Here is a 17,337-nt window from a genome sequence, read left to right as displayed (position 1 = left end):
TGTATTAACGCATCGCTTTTTATGGCCATGCATATCGATACTATAGTAAATCCAACACATGAATTTTGGTGGTTGTGGATGCTTTATAGCTTCTCAGCACCTATTGTTGATTTCATAATGGCTCTAGTACTTATTACAAATAAAGATATTTTAGGATTGGTTAAATTAAAAAACATTATGTTGAATCGTAAAACATCGGCAGCTATTTAATGGGGAGTAATTTGGAAAGTATATTCCTAAGCATTGCTGAGATTGGTGCGCCTCTTGGTATTTTTATTACGTGGCTATTTGTTTTTACTTTTTTATTATAATTTATCCGCGGCTATTAATAAACCTGATAATAGCCGAACTCAACTGTCATTCATTATGATGGTTTCTTATTCGTTGAGTTTGTACATATATGCGTATACGCCATCGGTGTTTTTACAATTATTTGCCTTTGATGTCGCTACCATTATCGTTATTTTTATTTGGCGGAAGTGCATGGGTAAAGTTATTCCTATTAGCTTCTATTATTTAATTTTAGGGTTGTGTATTAACGCATCGCTTTTTATGTCTATGCATATTGATACAATAATACAGCTCTATGGTGGATATTGGTGGTTATGGGGGGTATACGGATTGGTAGTGCCATTTGTTGATTTCATAATGGCTCTAGTACTTATTACAAATAAAGATATTTTAGGGTTGGTTAAGTTAAAAAATACTGTACTAAATCATAAAACAAAGCCGGTGAAATAAGGAAAGTGTAGTTTGGTAGACTTTATGTGGAGTCTCGCTGCAATAAGCGAGCTCATAGGTATAATTATTACGTGGTTATTTGTTTTTACTTTTTTATATAACCTTTCTGCAGCGATTAATAAACCTGATAATAGCCGAACTCAACTGTCATTAATTATGATGGTCTCTTATACGTTGAGTTTATACATAGACGCTTATACTCCAGCGCCTTATCTTCAATTATTTGCCTTTGATGTCGCAACCATTGCCGTTATTTTTATTTGGCGGCTGTGCTTAGGTAAATTCATCCCTGTTAGCTTTTATTATTTAATAGTAGGGCTGTGTATTAATGCATCGCTTTTTATGGCCATGCATATTGATAGTATTATAAACCCAAATTGCGGGTATTGGTGGTTGTGGATGGTTTACGGTATCTCAACACTTATTGTTGACTTCATAATGGCAGTAGTACTTATTGCTAATAAAGATATTTTAGGGTTGGTTAAATTAAAAAACAGTGTACTCAATCGTAAAAAACAGGTTTCTGTTTAATGGGTAGTTTTTTGGAAGATTACTTTTGGATGATGGTTTCAATAGCTGAACCTTTTGGTATTTTTATAACGTGGCTATTTGTTTTCACCTTTTTATATAACTTGTCTGCGGCTATTAATAAAACCGATAATAGCCGAACTTACCTGTCATTCATTATGATGGTTTCGTACACTTTGTGTTTATACATAGATATGTATACACCACTTAGGCATTTACAGTTATTTATTTTTGATGCGGTTACGATTGCGACTATTATTATTTGGCGTTACAGCCTAGGAAAAGTGATCCCTGTCAGCTTTTACTACTTGGTATGGGGGTTGTCTATTAACGCCACGCTTTTTCTGGCAATGCATGTTGATTTTATAGTAAACCCATATTGCGGTTATTGGTGGTTATGGGGAGTTTACGGGTTAGTGATGCCGCTTGTTGATATAACAATGGCTGTCGTACTTGTTACTAATAAAGATTTGTTAAAACTGGTGTGGTTAACTAAAAAACTAACCACACGTGCTTAATGTATTATTAGAGGCTCAATACCTCTATATATTTTGCTTTGATAAAGCACTCACTAGGCTTAATTAGTATTGCAGCCTACTTTTTCTTTGAGTGCTTTTACAATAATAGGGTCTACAAATTCGCTTACATCGCCATGATGACGCGCCACTTCTTTAACTAAAGTAGATGAAATAAAAGAATTCTTTTCAGCCGGTGTTAAAAATACACTTTCAAGGTCGGGGTTTAGGCGGCGATTCATGTTTGCTAATTGAAATTCATAATCAAAGTCAGACACCGCTCTTATACCGCGAATAAGTACGTGTGCATTGTGATCGCGTGCTAAATCGGCCAGTAATCCAGAAAAACCAATGACCTTTACATTATCTAAGTGGCTTAATATTGTGTTTGCTAGCGCCACACGTTCTTCAAGGTTAAAACATGGCTGTTTACTTGGGTTATTAGCAACAGCAACCAAAACAGTGTCAAACATTTTGGCAGCACGTTGTATTAGGTCTGTATGCCCATTAGTAAGTGGATCAAAAGTGCCGGGGTAAATTGCAGTAACGTTCATAAGGTTCACAAATTATAATTTTGTAGCAGTTTAACAGTGTTTACAGAACAAATCAGCCCAGTTGCTAGTGCAGCCATTAGCGGTAATTTTAAGCGTTGTTTAGGGCGTGTTTTAATTGTTGATTTTGTTTATACTGCCTATCCAAATTTGAGTGTAATGTAGCCAATAGACTATTTGAGTATTAGCATATGAATACCAAGGAAAAAATAATACACACCAGTATTTCGTTGTTTAATGAAAATGGTGAGCGTGCAATCACAACGAACCATATTGCATCGAGCTTAGGGATGAGTCCGGGTAATCTTTATTATCACTTTAAAAATAAAGAAGATATTATTCGCCATATTTTTGCGCTTTACCGTGATCACTTAAGTACACATTTTAAGCCTATTGATAAAGACGATGATGCATTTAGTCATTTAACTGCTTATCTCGACTCGCTATTTGAACTTATGTGGCGTTTTCACTTTTTTTACGACAACCTTGGCGATATCCTCTCTAGAGATACCGACTTAAAACAAGCGTATATTGATTTTCAGCTTGAGTTATTAGAGCAAGTTCGTAACGTTATTTTGGGATTGCGTGATAAAGGCATGATTGCCATTGACGAACAAGACGTGACCGAATTAGCCCACACGCTTAAACTCACTGTTAGCTTTTGGACACCTTACATAAAAGCACGAAGACCCAGTGGTTCGCTTGCTGAGCAAGATATTTATTATGGTATTTTAAAAGTATTGGCTTTATTTAGGGCCTACAGCACAGAAAAAAGCAGCGTACAGATGAACCAACTTCGCGAAAAGTACACGGCACTTGCACAGCAAGCACCGGCAGTAGCATAACGCTTGATTTATTGGCTGTTTCCTAGACGTTAAAATTTTTGCTATAATCGCGCGCCAAATGCCTGGGAGCGCGAATTCCCGCAGTCTAAGAGTGAACTATGCTTAAATTTATCGTCAAACTACACCCCGAAATAGCTATCAAAAGCCGCTCGGTTCGTAAACGCTTTACTAAAGTGTTAGAAAATAACATTAAAATTGTATTGCGTCGTATTGACGAAAAAGTACAAGTAAGAAACAACTGGGATAACATTTCAGTTGTCACCAAATTAACTGACGCGCAAACTCGGTTAGACTTTATTGATGGTTTGCAACGCATTCCAGGTATAGTGCAATTTATTGAAGTGACCGAAGTCGAATTTAGTACGTTGGACGAAATTTATCAAAAAACCTTTGAGTTAATTGGCCACACAATTGCGGGTAAAACATTTTGTGTACGTGCAAAACGTATAGGCCAACATGACTTTACCTCAACTGATTTAGAGCGTTACGTTGGTGGTGGTTTAAACCAACACGTTGAAGGTGCCCGCGTAAAACTTAGCCGCCCAGAGGTGACTATTCGTCTAGAAGTAAAAGATGATAAAGCCTACATTGTAACGCAAACACATTTGGGTATGGCGGGCTTCCCTTTGCCAACTCAAGAAGATGTGCTGTCGTTAATGTCGGGTGGGTTTGACTCAGGCGTAGCTAGCTACCAAATGATACGAAAAGGCGCGCGTACGCACTTTTTGTTCTTTAATTTAGGTGGCGCTGCCCACGAAATTGGCGTTAAACAAGCGAGTTACTTTTTATGGAAAAAATACAGCTCGACTCATAAAGTAAAATTTATTACGGTCGACTTTGAACCTGTTGTTGCCGAGATTTTAGAAAACGTTGAGAATAGCCAAATGGGCGTTGTACTCAAGCGTATGATGATGCGTGCCGGTAGCGCAGTGGCCGAAAAACTAAATATTCAAGCGCTTGTAACGGGTGAAAGTATTGGGCAGGTGTCTAGCCAAACGTTGGCTAATTTAAGTGTAATTGACCGCGTAACCGAAACCCTTATTTTACGCCCGCTAATTCAGCATGATAAGCAAGAGATTATAAACATTGCGCGCCAAATCGGTACCGCTGAAATGGCCGAAACTATGCCAGAATACTGTGGTGTTATATCTAAAAAGCCAACGGTAAAAGCAAAAATAGACGTTATTAAAGGCGAAGAAGAAAAGTTCGACTTTGATGTACTTGATACCGTTATAGATAACGCGCGTGTTATGGATGTTCGTGATATCGACGTAGAAGCTAAGCAAGAGCTTAAAGAGGCTGAGTCGGTTGCCGATTTACCGCCAGGCTCAGTTGTTGTTGATATTCGCTCGCCAGAAGAAGAAGACGCGGCGCCGCTTGAAATTGAAGGTATTGAAGTAATTCACCTACCGTTTTTCCGCTTAGCTACAAAGTTTGGCGACCTACCAAAAGATAAAGACTACTACCTATATTGTGATAGAGGTGTAATGAGCCAGTTGCAAGCGCTTATTTTACACGAGCAAGGCTTTACAACTGTAAAAGTGTATCGTCCTTAAAGGGTAAGTAAATACGTTAATAGTTTATAAAGCGTGGTTTAAACCACGCTTTTTTTTGCCTGAATTTTAGCAAGTAACTCATTATTAGTTGGGGTTTTGATGTTGTAACGTTTGCCTTGCTCGCTAATATACCCACAAATAGCCATTATTTCTGTTGGCCTGTTATTAGCAATATCTTGCTGCATTGAAGAATAATTTTCAGCGGTAAGCGACATTACGGTGTAAGCGTTATTTAACGCATCAGCTAAAGCAATATTCAACCCTTTTGCGTTAGCAACCCTGCAGCCCTCATAGAGTAAACTCATTATCGTTGCGCTAAATGCAGGGGCACGCAATTGGCCGTTTTTTATATTGTGAAGTGCAGTTAGTGGGTTAATAGCCACATTAACCAACAGCTTTTCAAAGCGAAGTTGCTCAATGTTATTGACCATTTTTAAATTAGGAATTGCTTGAAGTAGTGGTGATATAAATTGTGGATTTTTAGCTGCAAGTTTATTACAGCCACCAATCACGCTTTGCCCTTCACCGGTATGTTGCACAATGTACTGGGTAGACTTAAATCCGGCCATGCTGGTGGTTAAAAAGTATAGTGCTTGCTGAGTGTTCAGCTGAGGAATAAGCTCTTCAATATTTCCCATTCCATTATGAGAAACGACTAATATTGAATTTGCAGCAAGATAAGGTTTTACTTGTGAAAATGCATCTTGAACCTGAAAAGCTTTAACTGTAAAAATGACAACATCATAACTAGGTTGTTGCGCCAGATCGCTTAAATTAATAAAGCGTGCATTAATGTTATCTGACGGAGCGTTTTTACGGCTATAAAAACGCGTATTGCAGGTTGGTTTGCGTGTTAAAACATGAACATTATTTTTGTGACTTAAAAAGTGGCTTAGTAACAAGCCAATAGCGCCATCGCCTACAATTAAAATATTAGTCATAGGGATTCTTTTTTCGAGGTGTAAAAATAACTCTTAGTAAAAAGTAACTAGCAGCACCAGCAAAATCAGCTATAAAATCGCCAATAGAGGCCTGCCGGTAGGGGAGTGCGTCTTGCATTATTTCAATTGATGCGCCGTAACCGGCCAATAACAAAATTTGTGCGTATAAGGGAAGCTTAAACGCTTTATCCATAATAATAGCAAGCACAAAAAAAATACCCAAAATGGGCTACTTTATCAATGTGTGGAAATAGGTTAGCTGCGCCTTTTATTTCTTTGGCAAATAAAAAGTAAACGCTACGATGCTGAGCAAAAAAACAGCTTGGTAAACACGCCTTGTCACGTAAAATCCTAGAGTCGCTTAAAAAAGAAGCTTAAGTATATCAAACTAAATTAGTATCGCACCTGAACAAGATGCAGAAAAATGTAAAGATTTATAATTTTAGCGTTATAATTGCGCCATAAAATTAAGATTGAATAGTTAGGAGAAAACCAATGCCTTCATTTGATATTGTATCTGAAGTAGAAATGAACGAAGCACAAAATGCGGTAGATAATGCCAACCGTGAACTTGAGACTCGCTTTGACTTTAGAGGTGTTGATGCATCTATTGAGCTAAACGACAAAACAATTAAGCTAAAAGCTGAAGCTGATTCACAGGTTATGCAATTGTTTGATATTTTAGCGGGTAAAGTTTCTAAGCGTGGTATGGATGTAGCGAGCTTAGAGTTACAAGATATTAGCCGTGCAGGTAAAAATGTTTTTCGTAACGTTGCGCTAAAGCAAGGTATTGAAAAAGATGTGGCTAAAAAAGTAGTAAAAGCCATTAAAGATTCTAAAGTAAAAGTGCAAGCGGCTATTCAAGGCGAGGAAGTACGCGTAACGGGTAAAAAGCGTGATGACTTACAAGCTGCTATGCAAGTGGTGCGTACTGCCGATTTAGGTCAGCCATTTCAGTTTAAAAACTTCCGCGATTAATTATAAAAGCCTTTTTGTGCGCTTTATAAATAAAAAGCCAAATAGCCGCGCAGGTTATTTGGCTTTTTTTATAAACGCTACATAGTTTTTGTTTTTAATTGATTCGCTTTTTAGCTGTATAGACGTCCGTTGACATTTTTTATTAAACTCTTCACAATAGCGGCCTATTTTCAAGGTGCTTATTAATCTTTTCAATGGTTTGATTTTTTTAATAAGATAATCGGGAAGTTGGTGCGTTTTCATGATGACTACAATCCCAACACTGCCCCCGCAACGGTAAAGTAATACATAAAGCTATGTATTTACTGAGTCCGGAGACCGGCCTTGATGTAATCTTACTTAGTTCTTTGCGGTGGGCAAAGAAGGGGAAATTCATGTTAAAAAAAACAACTCTTGGCGTTGCAATTACTGCTGCGCTGTCACTATCTGTATCTGCTGCAGAGCAATCAATCGAAACCATTACGGTAACCGCTAATAAGTTTGAACAATCAATTACTAATGTATTAGCGAGTGTAAATGTTATAACTCGTAATGACATTGAAACCAGTAATGTTCGCGACTTACCAACGCTATTAACCACTCAAGTTGGGTTTCAGGTTAACCCTAACGGCGGTTTTGGTCAAAATGCAGGTGTTTCATTGCGCGGTACAGGGTCAGGTGATACGCTCATTTTAATAGACGGTGTACGCACCGGTTCGGCAACGCTTGGTCAAAAAGCATTAAGTAATGTGCCATTAAATAGTATTGAACGCATAGAAATAATTAAAGGTTCACGTGCTGCTATTTATGGCTCTGATGCGTTAGCGGGTGTCATTAATATTATTACTCGGGAGTCAGATAACCTTTCTGTTAGTGCTACGTTTGGATCTGACGCGTACCAAGACTACCAAATTGCTGGTTCTGTAAAAGCAGGCGATGTAAGAACGGCTTTTAATGCAGGATTTGAAAAGACGGACAACTTTGACGTACTTCAAGGTGCAGCACCTGATGAAGACGGTTTTGAAAACAAAAACCTTGGCTTTAAAGTAAACTATACCGACACACATTTCGGTAACTTTAAGTTACTAGGGCAATACAGCGAAGGCTTTGCTGATTACGACAGCCGCTTTAGTCCTGCCGATAGTACGATTGAGCGAGGGGATTTTAAAAATTACCAGCTTTCGGCTGGTTGGAATAAAGACTATAAAAATCAAACTCACAGCCTTGATATAGCATTTGCAACGGATGACTCAGACAATCGTTATGTTGATTTTTCTCAAGGGCCAACAACAAGTACGTTTGTTACTAAGCGCTCACAAATTGACTACAACGGCCAATACCGCTTAAACGACACGTTAAACATTAGTGGTGGTATTAATTGGTACAATGATGACGTATCACAAAGCTCAACCACGTTTGAAGTGCAAGAGCGCGATGTATTAGCTGTATTTGTTGGCGCATATTACGATGCGGATGAGTTGCTTGCCAATTTAACTGTTCGTCAAGATGACGATGAGCAATTTGGTAATGAAACAACGTACACAGCGGCAGCTGGCTATCACTTATCTGAAGACGCAACATTTAGAATAAGCCAAAGCACGGGCTTTAAAGCGCCAACATTTAATGATTTGTACTTTCCTCTTTACGGCAATGCCAATCTTCAACCTGAAACGTCAGTGAATCGTGAGCTTGGCTTAAACGTCGACTTTGATACTGTACGTGTCGATGTCGCTATTTTTAGAAATGAAATTGAGGATAAAATTGATTATGACGCTAATTTTGCACTCACCAATATTAATGAGGCCCAATATGAAGGTGTTGAATTTAGTTTAGCCAATCAAATTTTGGGTTTTGATAGTAATGTGAATTTTGCTTACCTAAGTGCCGAAGATAAAGAAACAGGCGAAGCGCTTAGAAACGTTGCCAAACGAACCTTTAATTGGGAGCTTGCAAAACAGTTTGGTGCATTTGATACAAGCATAGCAATGCAATATCGCGGTGAGCGAGCAGGGGCGGTTTCGCAATTGGGTTCGTATACGCTTTGGAATTTAGCAGGCAATTACCAAGTAAATGATGAAATTACGGTGTCGCTTCGTATAGAAAACGTATTCGATAAGGAATACAACGCAGTTGATTCTAACGCTGATTTTACAACAGGGCAGGTGTATTACTACAACACGCCAGAGCGCCGCTTTTTTGCTGGCATAGATTACCAGTTTTAAATAATCTAAATAAAAAGCCCGGTTTTACCGGGCTTTTTTTGTGTTTTTACTCAGCTAAAAACTCTTTAAATACGGTTTCAAACTTATGTAATTTTGGTGCGATTAACATACTGCAATAACCCTGTTGCGGGTTTTCGTTGTAGTAATCTTGATGATAGTGCTCAGCAGGGTAGTAAGTTGTCACCGGGCTGACTTCGGTAACAATAGGCTCACTAACATGGGTTTGTAGCTGTTCAATCATAGTGTTAGTAAGCGAAAGTTGTTCGTCATTATGGTAATAAACAACACTTCGATATTGTGTGCCAATATCGTTACCTTGGCGATTTAATTGCGTAGCATCGTGCAGTGTAAAAAACATAGCGAGCAATGTTTCAAAGCTTATAATAGTGCTATCAAATTCAACTTTTACTACTTCGGCATGGCCCGTTGTACCACTGCATACTGATTTGTATGTTGGATTGTCAGTATTGCCACCGGTATAACCCGAGCTTACATCAGACACGCCATTTACACGCCTAAATGCTGCGTCAATACACCAAAAACAGCCACCACCAAAGGTTGCTACTTGCGTTGTTGAACTCATAATTATTCCTAATATTTGACAAAGGTCACGCAAAGCATAAAGCTTAGCGCCATAACAACAAGGTTACGACGCGTTAGCTTGCTTAGATCTCTTCAAGCGGTTTTTCGGCTGCTTGTTTATTAAGTTTTTGTTGTAAATATTCAGGTGATTGTGTGTTACGAGCAAGCGCATAATACGCTGCTGGCACAACAAATAAAGTAAGTAGCGTTGAAACAATAACCCCGGTAAATACCACAACACCAATTACCATGCGGCTTTCAGCGCCAGGGCCTGATGCTAATACCAATGGCACTGAGCTCATAACCGTTGTTAGCGATGTCATTATTATTGGGCGTAAACGTTGTGTAGCCGCTTGTAATATTGCTTCGCTAAATTCTACACCTTTGTCGCGTAATTGGTTGGTAAATTCAACAATGAGTATCCCGTTTTTAGCGCTTAACCCTATGAGCATAACAATACCAATTTGGCTGTAAATATTAAGCGTCAGTCCGGTAGACCAAAGACCAAACATCGCGCCCATTAAACCAAGCGGTACTGTTAGCATGATTACAAATGGGTGCATAAAGCTTTCAAATTGCGCTGCCAATACCAAAAAGGTGACTGTTAGCGCTAATACAAATACGTAGGTCATTGCTGATGCGCCTTCGTAATAAAGCTGAGATTCACCTTTGTAGTCTATTGCGCCGTCAATGTCGTTTTCTTCTGCGGCAACATTGTTTAAAAGGTTAAGTGCTTGTTCGAGTGTGTAACCATCGGCTAAGTTTGCACTTAAGGTTATTGAGCGCATACGGTTGTAACGGTTTAAGCGTGAGGCCGTTGCCTCTTCTTTTAAGCTAATTAGGCTGTCTAGCGGAACAAGCTCACCACTGCGTGATTTAAGGTATATATTTGAAATATCGGTCGGGTTATTAAAGTCTTCTTTTGTACCTTTCAAAATGACATCGTATTCTTCACCTCTATCTATAAAGGTTGTCACACGACGCTGACCCAGCATGGTTTCGAGTGTACGACCAACATCAGACACAGACACTCCCAAATCGGCCGCTTTATTTTTATCAATGCTTACTAAAAACTGTGGGAATGTTTCTTTGTAATCATGATCGATTCTAACAAGGCCTGGGTTTTGTTCTGCACGTTTGATAATGCGGTCACGCCAATCGGCAAGCTGAGCATAATCATTACCTTGTAGAACAAATTCAATAGGGCGAGATGAACCGCCACCGCCAATACCTCGGCGCATAATAGCAAACGCACGTACATCGGTGACTTCGCGCATTTTGCCACTAATTTCGTCCATTACTTCCCACGTAGAGCGCTTTCGTTTGTCCCAATCAGCCATACCAACAATGGCAACACCGCCGCTACCACCCCAGCCAGGAACGCGAACAAGCACACGGCTTAGCTCGCCAGACTCAGAGTAAGGCATAAGGCGTTCTTCAATTTTTGCCATATTGGCGGCATTATTTTCGTAGCTAGCACCCTCAGGCCCGCTCATCATAATGAAAAAGGTGCCGCGGTCTTCTTTAGGTGTTAGCTCTGATGGCACTTGCAGTAACAGTGAATAACTCACAAAACCCGCTAAAACTAAGCTGACTAGCAAGCCCCATTTTTTGGTCATATTTGTTGAAAGTGAATTACGGTAACTGCGCTCTAATTTAGTAAACTGGCGGTCCATCCATTGGCTGAATTTATTAGGTTTGTCGGCGCTTTTTAGAACTTTTGAACACAATGCTGGTGCAAGCGTAAGCGCGGTCACACTTGAGAAAAAAACCGCTGCGCTTACAGCCATTGCAAATTCGGTGAATAACGCGCCTATCCGGCCATCCATAAATACTAAAGGAACAAACACCGAAATAAGCACAAGTGTAGTTGCTACAATTGCAAAGCCAACTTCTCGTGCGCCTCTATACGCTGCAAGTAATGGTGGTTCGCCAAGCTCTATGCGGCGGTGAATGTTTTCAAGCATTACAATAGCGTCATCAACAACTAAACCAATGGCAAGTACTAACGCAAGTAGTGTTAGCAAGTTGATTGAATACCCCATAGCGAGCAAAAACATAAAGCTACCTACCAAAGCTACCGGTACGGTAACAGCGGGAATAAGCGTTGCACGAATGTTGCCTAAAAACAAAAATATCACTAAAACAACTAAGCCCATTGAAATGGCAAGCGTGCTATATACTTCGCTAATCGATTCTTTAATGAATACAGACGAGTCGTAACTGTCTTGAATTGTTGTGCCTTCAGGTAGGTTTCGTTTGATTTTTTCAAGCTCACTTCGTGCGTTGTCTACCACGGTTAATGTGTTTGCTTTAGCTTGTTTTACAATACCCAGGCCAATCATGTTGCGGCCGTTACCACGGAACAAACTTTCGTCGTCGGCGGCCTCTAGTTGAACATCGGCTACTTCGCCAAGGCGAACTAAATAGCCATCTTCACCGCGTTTAATAACTAAATTTTTAAAGTCGCGCTGATCTTTGTAGCTTCGGGCCGTACGTACCGTAAAGTCGCGATCAATTGATTCAATTTCACCAGCAGGTAACTCAACATTTTCTGTGCGCAGAGTGTTTTCTATGTCGCTTGAAGTTATGCCGCGCGCAGCCATTGCTTGGCGGTTTAACCAAATTTTCATAGCGTATTGACGCTCGCCGCCAATTCGCACATTAGATACGCCATCCACAACGGCTAAGCGGTCAACAATAAAGCGCTGTGCATAATCAGAAAGCTGTAATGAGTCCATGGTTTCACTATTAAGTACAAACCATGCAATAGGGCTTTCATCACTGTTTGATTTAGATACCTCAGGCGGACGAACTTGCTCAGGTAGGCTGTCGAGTGCACGTGCAACACGTTCACGTACATCGTTAGATGCTGCATCTATATCGCGGCTAATATTAAATTCAATAGTAATGTTTGAGCGACCATTACGGCTCGACGAATTAATACTTTTAATACCCTCAATACCCGATATACGGTTTTCGATAACTTGGGTTATTTTAGTTTCGATTATCTCCGCTGATGCCCCGGTATATGAGGTGCTAATATTTACAATCGGAGTTTCAATGTCAGGGTATTCGCGTAGCGGTAACATGCTAAATGCTACTAAACCAAAGGTTAGTAGCAATAAGTTAATTACAATCGCAAAAACGGGGCGTTTAACGCTAGTGTCGGTAATTTTCACGTATTACCCCTTAACGCTAACTTTACTGCCCGAGCGAATTTTAATCAGCCCTTCAGTAATAATTTGCTGGCCATCGGTTAAGCCTTCATCAATAGCTACCCAACCGTTATTTCTGCTTGCAACATGTACTTCTATTTTGTTGGCTACGCCATCTGTAATTTTAAACACATAGTGTTTATCTTGCAGTGGTATAACGGCCTTTTCTGGCACCATAAGTGCTTGGCTTGTACTTAACTCAAGTGCGGTATTTAGCAGCATGCCTGGGCGTAATAAGCCAGACTTATTGGCAAAACTAGCGGTCACTTCAATGCTGCGTGTAACAGCGTCAATACGCGAACTAATATGCGTGACTTTGCCTGTAAATGTTTGGCCAGGGTAAGCGTCGTTTTGCGTTAATACTTTCATGCCAATGGCTAGTTGCGCTAAATATTTTTCAGGAACTTTAAAGTCTACTTTTATAATACTAATATCATCAAGGGTAGTGAGTATGGTTGCATTATTAACATAAGCGCCTATAGATATTTCGCGTTTTCCTAATAAACCTGAGAAAGGTGCACGAATGGTCATTTCGCTTAACGTTGTTTTAGCACTTTCTAATTGTGACTTGGTCGCGTCTACAACAGATAACTGCTCTTCTAAAAGCGATTTAGCTGTTGACTGTGTACGTGAAAGTTCTGTAAGGCGGTTAAGCTGACGCTTTTCTTCTTGTAAATTGATACTGAGTTCTTCAACGGCCAATTCTTCTTGTCTGCTTTGCAGTTGCACAAGTTTTTGACCTTTACTCACTAAGTCACCATCTTTGAAAAATATGTCGGTAACGTAGTCGTTTTGTGCGCTTTTGATATAAATAGCTTGATTTGCGCGTGCGCTACCAATTGCTTCTATCATTACAGCGTTTTCTTGCGAAGTTACTGTATGTGCAGAAACCTGTGTAGACATGTTAGAAAAATTAGCTTGTTCGCCATGGCTAGAGGGTAAGTATAAATAAACACTAAATATTAAAAGTAGTGTAATAATGAATGGAAAAAGAGCTTTGCCTGATTGTCTAGAGTACATCGTTTTCATACCTGAAAATTAATTATAAGTATTGTACGAAATAAGACCGGATAAAGTCTGTTATGTGTCTCATAATTTTGTGCGTTAAGCGTAAAAATAAGTAATATTAAATATGTGTACCGGTTTTTGTTTAATTAAAGCGATAAATATATGAATTTTAAAACATCTTGCAAGGCCTGTATGACAGCCAGGAAAGTGATTTTATGGGCTATTATTATGTTTATATTTTATATGGTTTTTTATCAATATGGATAAACATACTAAAAAGCGTATTAATTACCGTGCGAAAGGTGCACGCAATGGTATTGAAATATTAATAGTAGGCGCTATTGGCTTAGTATTTATTATGGCATTTAATTTACTAAGATCAGGCACTATTAGCATTGTTGAAATTTTTTTGGTTCAGTGCCTGCCTTGGAGCTATTTTTTGTTGGGTTTTTTAAAAAACCCAAGAACCTTATTACAGCTTAATTTTGAGCGAGTCTGCTATTGAATATAGGCATAAATATGGGGGCTGGTGTTTATCTCATAAAAACTTTCATTCTTGTGGTGTTCCAAAAGTAGAAAAAGGCCTTGAGTACTTAGAGCTAAACGCGGTTGGGCTAAAACTAAATGATATTGATGAATTTCTAATGAGTATAACCCCTAGAATTGCGGGTAAATTACTTATAGAACAACGACACTTTTTTATGCAGGTTGTTCAAAATCATTGCAAAAATGGCAATTGCCCATCAGAATGGTTAGTAGAAGATACACAACATCGATCTGCGCGCGGAATTAGCTATAATGGTTTAATAGCTATGTTTGCAAACAGAACTAAGCACCTCAAGCTGCTAACAGGGTATGATTTATTACTACCTGCCAGTGTACTAGATACAGATATTTGGGCTTTTAGCGCTAATTTAAATAAGTGGAAGCGCGAGCCACATCAGTTTATAGCGTCGCAGCTTAAAGGTTAAACTGCGACTGTAGGAAAAGACAATGAGCCAAGAAAGAGCCTTTTTAAAAAGTGGTCGTAATACCATAATACATAAAGACAAAAAACTTGATTTAGTGATTGTTAATGCTGAAAATCAGCCACGAATTAAAGTGACTCAAAACGGATTAGAGCCGTTTAAAGAGGAGCTACCAAAAAATAGACGCGACGCAAAAGACCGTTACCTAGAAATGGTATATATAAGCAGCGCTGAAGTATTTGGTGAAGAAAAACAGTTAGTATTTATTCAGTCGTTAGATGGTCGTGAATATAAAGTTGATTACAGCAAAATTGGCACTAAATTGTTTGTTCGTATTCATCAAGACGCGTACATGTAAGCTTTGGTGGCACCTTTTTTGCTTGTGATTACCTCATGGTAATTATTTGACACATAAGGTGCTACGAATGAAAGCGTTAGCGTTAATCCCTCTTTTTTCCTGCATTTTTATTACAGCATGCGGCGGTGGCGGCGGTAGTGACAGCACCACAAATACAGAAGCCTCAGTGAATGCTGGCACAGAGATACAAGTAATCGAAAAAATTGATTTTACAATTACCGCCCAAGGCTCACCTGCTGACGGTACATTTACGTGGCAGCAAGTAAGCGGGCCAAGTATAGACGGCTTTCCACTTGAAGGCGCAGAGCAAACACTTACGGCACCTGATGTTAAAGCAGACAGTGAAATTGTACTAAGGGTCAGCTATCAAAGCACTGGCAATAGCACAGTAAGTGACGACGTTTTAATTTCGGTTAGCTCTAATAATCAGCTCCCTATTGCTGTAATAACACAAACAGCACCAGATACACTCCCTTCTGTATACCAAGATACCATCATACTGAGCGGCGTTGATTCCAGTGATCCGGATGAAAATGGGATGGTGAATGGCTATTTTTGGGAACTTATATCAGGCCCTGACTTAGATATTTCCAGTTTTGATGATTCAACATTAAGCTTTACTCACCCTTTATTAGAAGCAAACACGACATTGCTTTGGCGTTTAACGGTTACAGACGATGAGGGTGGCGAAGCCAGTACTCAGTTCACGATGAGCCTTAATAAAACCAATGAATTAGTTGCGGCAAATGCAGGGGATGATCAAAATGTTGAAGAATTTGACGAGGTAACATTAGATGCAAGCAATAGTGAAACAGTTACTGATACATACCAGTGTGAGTGGCAACAATTAACCGGAAATGCCGAAACACTCAGCAATAGCCAACAGTGTGTATCTAGCTTTTTTGCCTCCGATGTGGACACCAATACCACGCTTAGCTTTGAAGTAACCGTTACCGATTCGAAAGGACGAACCGATACAGATACGGTGTTTATTGATATAACGCCAAAGGCGCTTGGCCTGATAAACGATAGTGGTATGGGAGAATGTTACAACAATACGCAGCGCATAAATTGTGGCAGTGATGACTTTCCTGAGCAAGACGCAGAGCTCGGTCGAGATAGCTTTGCTAACCGCATAGATAAAGCAGGCATAGGTAATCTCGCGTTTGATTATACAAAGCTTAATCAGTTTGCCGACGAGGTGGATGACTCAAGTGAAGACTTTAGCTGTATTCGTGACAACGTCACAGGGCTTGTTTGGGAAGTTAAATCACCGTCGTCTGGTTCTTTACCAAACACAACGTTACGGGATGCACAAAACAGCTATTATTGGGACATTGGCGACACAACTACCGATGCAGACAGTTCAGCAAATACAACATGCCCTAACGACACAAGCTGTGGCCTACAAACCTATATAAATGAAGTTAATGCTATCGATTTTTGTGGGGGAACAAATTGGCGAGTACCAACTTACACAGAGCTTTTGGGGTTAATTGATTATGGGAAACAAGGGCAAAGCGTTTTAATTGACTTAGCTTTCTTTCCAAATATGCCAGAAGCGGGTGCTATCGATAATGTTAATTTACCTTATTGGACATCTCAAACTGCAGCAGATGGCACCAGTTTATCGCAAGCTTATATTATTGATATGAGCAATGGTAATGACCTTGCCTATCCAAAAGAGAACAACGCATATGTTCGTTTAGTCAGAAGCCGATAGGAGAGTGTTATGAAATTAAAATTATTAAATACGTTTATAGTTTTTGGCTTTAGTTTTAATGTAGCTGCGCAAACATGTTATGGCGGTGCTGACACAACAACCCCAACCGATAGGTTTACCGTTAATGCCGATGGCACAGTATCTGACACTGAAACTGGCCTAATGTGGCAGCGTTGTAGTTATTCTCAAACCTATAATACAGAAACATTACTGTGCGAAGGGTCTACGCCTGCAGTGACGTGGCAAGAAGCTTTACGAGGCGCGACTAACGATACAACTGCAAATTATGATGATTGGCAGGTGCCTAATATTAAAGAGCTAGCCAGTATTTTAGAGCACAGTTGTACAGAGCCAAGCATAAATGAAGTTGTTTTTTTAGGCACTAAATCTCAAAACTATTGGTCTAGCACATCGGGTGTTAGCAGTATGAGTTCGGCCTGGGTGTATCAGTTTGACAGCGGGCTAAATAGTTTACGTCCTAAAACCAGTGATGTTTATTTACGCCTAGTTCGCTACGAAAAATAAAGACCAAATAAGTTTGATTAAAAAGCGTAGTTATTGGAGGTCACTTCTGTAGTTGCGCTTTTTTGTTTTTACATAAATTTACTTTATTTCAACAATAAA

General features: G+C 39.5%; 14 protein-coding genes, 4 pseudogenes and 1 riboswitch. Of the genes and pseudogenes, 12 read left to right on the top strand and 6 right to left on the bottom strand.

Going from position 1 to position 17,337, the window contains the following annotated elements; genetic code table 11:
* From P20480_RS18045 to P20480_RS09860, 4 genes and pseudogenes are all read left to right on the top strand, one after another.
* A pseudogene (locus tag P20480_RS18045) lies at positions 1–210 on the top strand (hypothetical protein); the annotation flags it as partial.
* A pseudogene (locus P20480_RS09850) lies at positions 210–741 on the top strand (hypothetical protein). The pseudogenes P20480_RS18045 and P20480_RS09850, both read left to right, overlap by 1 nt.
* 24 nt (positions 742–765) lie before the next feature.
* Complete coding sequence (locus tag P20480_RS09855) at positions 766–1,272, top strand: hypothetical protein (protein WP_033025404.1); 507 nt, start codon at positions 766–768, stop codon at positions 1,270–1,272.
* Complete coding sequence (locus P20480_RS09860; protein ID WP_008129378.1) at positions 1,272–1,787, top strand: hypothetical protein; 516 nt, start codon at positions 1,272–1,274, stop codon at positions 1,785–1,787. The genes P20480_RS09855 and P20480_RS09860 overlap by 1 nt, the downstream gene beginning before the upstream one ends.
* Positions 1,788–1,846: 59 nt before the next feature.
* On the opposite strand, the gene coaD is transcribed toward P20480_RS09860, so the two are convergent.
* The gene (coaD, locus tag P20480_RS09865; RefSeq protein WP_006791542.1) at positions 1,847–2,338 is read right to left on the bottom strand and encodes a pantetheine-phosphate adenylyltransferase; all 492 of its coding nucleotides are present in this window, start codon (positions 2,336–2,338) and stop codon (positions 1,847–1,849) included.
* Positions 2,339–2,526: 188 nt separating this feature from the next.
* On the opposite strand from coaD, the gene P20480_RS09870 reads away from it, so the two are divergent.
* Positions 2,527–3,180, top strand: a complete 654-nt coding sequence (locus tag P20480_RS09870) for a TetR/AcrR family transcriptional regulator (RefSeq protein WP_006791540.1) — start codon at positions 2,527–2,529, stop codon at positions 3,178–3,180.
* A 98-nt stretch (positions 3,181–3,278) separates the two neighbouring features.
* Positions 3,279–4,736 (top strand): tRNA uracil 4-sulfurtransferase ThiI, encoded by a 1,458-nt coding sequence (thiI, locus tag P20480_RS09875; protein ID WP_008129371.1) that lies wholly within the window; start codon positions 3,279–3,281, stop codon positions 4,734–4,736.
* Positions 4,737–4,774: 38 nt separating this feature from the next.
* Here thiI and P20480_RS09880 read toward each other — a convergent pair whose 3' ends face one another.
* Both P20480_RS09880 and P20480_RS18040 read right to left on the bottom strand, forming a co-directional pair.
* Complete coding sequence (locus P20480_RS09880; RefSeq protein ID WP_006791538.1) at positions 4,775–5,677, bottom strand: ketopantoate reductase family protein; 903 nt, start codon at positions 5,675–5,677, stop codon at positions 4,775–4,777.
* Positions 5,670–6,020, bottom strand: a pseudogene (locus P20480_RS18040) (VanZ family protein). Before P20480_RS18040 ends, P20480_RS09880 begins: the two are co-directional and overlap by 8 nt.
* A 152-nt stretch (positions 6,021–6,172) precedes the next feature.
* Here P20480_RS18040 and P20480_RS09885 point away from each other — a divergent pair.
* A complete protein-coding gene (locus P20480_RS09885) occupies positions 6,173–6,655 on the top strand; it encodes a YajQ family cyclic di-GMP-binding protein (protein WP_006791536.1) in 483 nt (160 codons plus the stop codon).
* A gap of 177 nt (positions 6,656–6,832) precedes the next feature.
* Positions 6,833–6,996: riboswitch (cobalamin riboswitch) on the top strand.
* Positions 6,997–7,029: 33 nt separating this feature from the next.
* Positions 7,030–8,856 carry a TonB-dependent receptor domain-containing protein gene (locus P20480_RS09895; protein ID WP_008129362.1) on the top strand — a complete coding sequence of 609 codons (1,827 nt, stop codon included), beginning with the start codon at positions 7,030–7,032 and terminating at the stop codon, positions 8,854–8,856.
* A 46-nt stretch (positions 8,857–8,902) separates the two neighbouring features.
* Here the strand turns inward: P20480_RS09895 and msrA are convergent, their stop codons facing one another.
* The 3 genes from msrA to P20480_RS09910 form a co-directional block, all read right to left on the bottom strand.
* Positions 8,903–9,439 carry a peptide-methionine (S)-S-oxide reductase MsrA gene (gene msrA / locus P20480_RS09900; protein WP_008129360.1) on the bottom strand — a complete coding sequence of 179 codons (537 nt, stop codon included), beginning with the start codon at positions 9,437–9,439 and terminating at the stop codon, positions 8,903–8,905.
* Between the two features lie 82 nt (positions 9,440–9,521).
* Entirely contained in the window at positions 9,522–12,620 is a 3,099-nt protein-coding gene (locus P20480_RS09905; RefSeq protein WP_008129357.1) for an efflux RND transporter permease subunit, read from the bottom strand.
* A 3-nt stretch (positions 12,621–12,623) separates the two neighbouring features.
* Positions 12,624–13,676 (bottom strand): efflux RND transporter periplasmic adaptor subunit, encoded by a 1,053-nt coding sequence (locus P20480_RS09910; protein WP_008129354.1) that lies wholly within the window; start codon positions 13,674–13,676, stop codon positions 12,624–12,626.
* A 247-nt stretch (positions 13,677–13,923) separates the two neighbouring features.
* Here P20480_RS09910 and P20480_RS18035 point away from each other — a divergent pair.
* The 4 genes and pseudogenes from P20480_RS18035 to P20480_RS09925 all read left to right on the top strand — a co-directional run bounded on the left by P20480_RS18035 (position 13,924) and on the right by P20480_RS09925 (position 17,238).
* A pseudogene (locus P20480_RS18035) lies at positions 13,924–14,635 on the top strand (DUF2982 domain-containing protein).
* Positions 14,636–14,657: 22 nt separating this feature from the next.
* On the top strand, positions 14,658–14,990 hold the full coding sequence (locus P20480_RS09915) for a hypothetical protein (protein ID WP_006791529.1): 333 nt from the start codon (positions 14,658–14,660) through the stop codon (positions 14,988–14,990).
* A gap of 67 nt (positions 14,991–15,057) precedes the next feature.
* Complete coding sequence (locus tag P20480_RS09920; protein ID WP_008129346.1) at positions 15,058–16,713, top strand: Lcl C-terminal domain-containing protein; 1,656 nt, start codon at positions 15,058–15,060, stop codon at positions 16,711–16,713.
* A 9-nt stretch (positions 16,714–16,722) separates the two neighbouring features.
* Positions 16,723–17,238, top strand: coding sequence for an Lcl C-terminal domain-containing protein (locus tag P20480_RS09925; RefSeq protein ID WP_006791527.1), 516 nt, complete (start codon positions 16,723–16,725; stop codon positions 17,236–17,238).
* Positions 17,239–17,337: the final 99 nt, after the last annotated feature.

It is taken from the genome of Pseudoalteromonas sp. BSi20480, from assembly GCF_000241365.1.
Classification (GTDB): Bacteria; Pseudomonadota; Gammaproteobacteria; order Enterobacterales; family Alteromonadaceae; genus Pseudoalteromonas; species Pseudoalteromonas marina.
The sequence above is the reverse complement of the archived record's forward strand: the minus strand, read 5'-3'. Positions and strand labels throughout refer to the sequence as shown.

Excerpts from the sequence above, each read along its gene's own strand:
- P20480_RS09860 (WP_008129378.1), top strand. The coding sequence starts at position 1,272 with ATGGGTAGTTTTTTGGAAGATTACTTTTGGATGATGGTTTCAATAGCT.
- P20480_RS09915 (WP_006791529.1), top strand. The coding sequence starts at position 14,658 with ATGAGCCAAGAAAGAGCCTTTTTAAAAAGTGGTCGTAATACCATAATA.
- P20480_RS09920 (WP_008129346.1), top strand. The coding sequence starts at position 15,058 with ATGAAAGCGTTAGCGTTAATCCCTCTTTTTTCCTGCATTTTTATTACA.
- P20480_RS09870 (WP_006791540.1), top strand. The coding sequence starts at position 2,527 with ATGAATACCAAGGAAAAAATAATACACACCAGTATTTCGTTGTTTAAT.
- P20480_RS09925 (WP_006791527.1), top strand. The coding sequence starts at position 16,723 with ATGAAATTAAAATTATTAAATACGTTTATAGTTTTTGGCTTTAGTTTT.
- P20480_RS09885 (WP_006791536.1), top strand. The coding sequence starts at position 6,173 with ATGCCTTCATTTGATATTGTATCTGAAGTAGAAATGAACGAAGCACAA.
- P20480_RS09880 (WP_006791538.1), bottom strand. The coding sequence starts at position 5,677 with ATGACTAATATTTTAATTGTAGGCGATGGCGCTATTGGCTTGTTACTA.
- coaD (WP_006791542.1), bottom strand. The coding sequence starts at position 2,338 with ATGAACGTTACTGCAATTTACCCCGGCACTTTTGATCCACTTACTAAT.
- msrA (WP_008129360.1), bottom strand. The coding sequence starts at position 9,439 with ATGAGTTCAACAACGCAAGTAGCAACCTTTGGTGGTGGCTGTTTTTGG.
- P20480_RS09910 (WP_008129354.1), bottom strand. The coding sequence starts at position 13,676 with ATGTACTCTAGACAATCAGGCAAAGCTCTTTTTCCATTCATTATTACA.
- P20480_RS09855 (WP_033025404.1), top strand. The coding sequence starts at position 766 with ATGTGGAGTCTCGCTGCAATAAGCGAGCTCATAGGTATAATTATTACG.
- P20480_RS09895 (WP_008129362.1), top strand. The coding sequence starts at position 7,030 with ATGTTAAAAAAAACAACTCTTGGCGTTGCAATTACTGCTGCGCTGTCA.
- thiI (WP_008129371.1), top strand. The coding sequence starts at position 3,279 with ATGCTTAAATTTATCGTCAAACTACACCCCGAAATAGCTATCAAAAGC.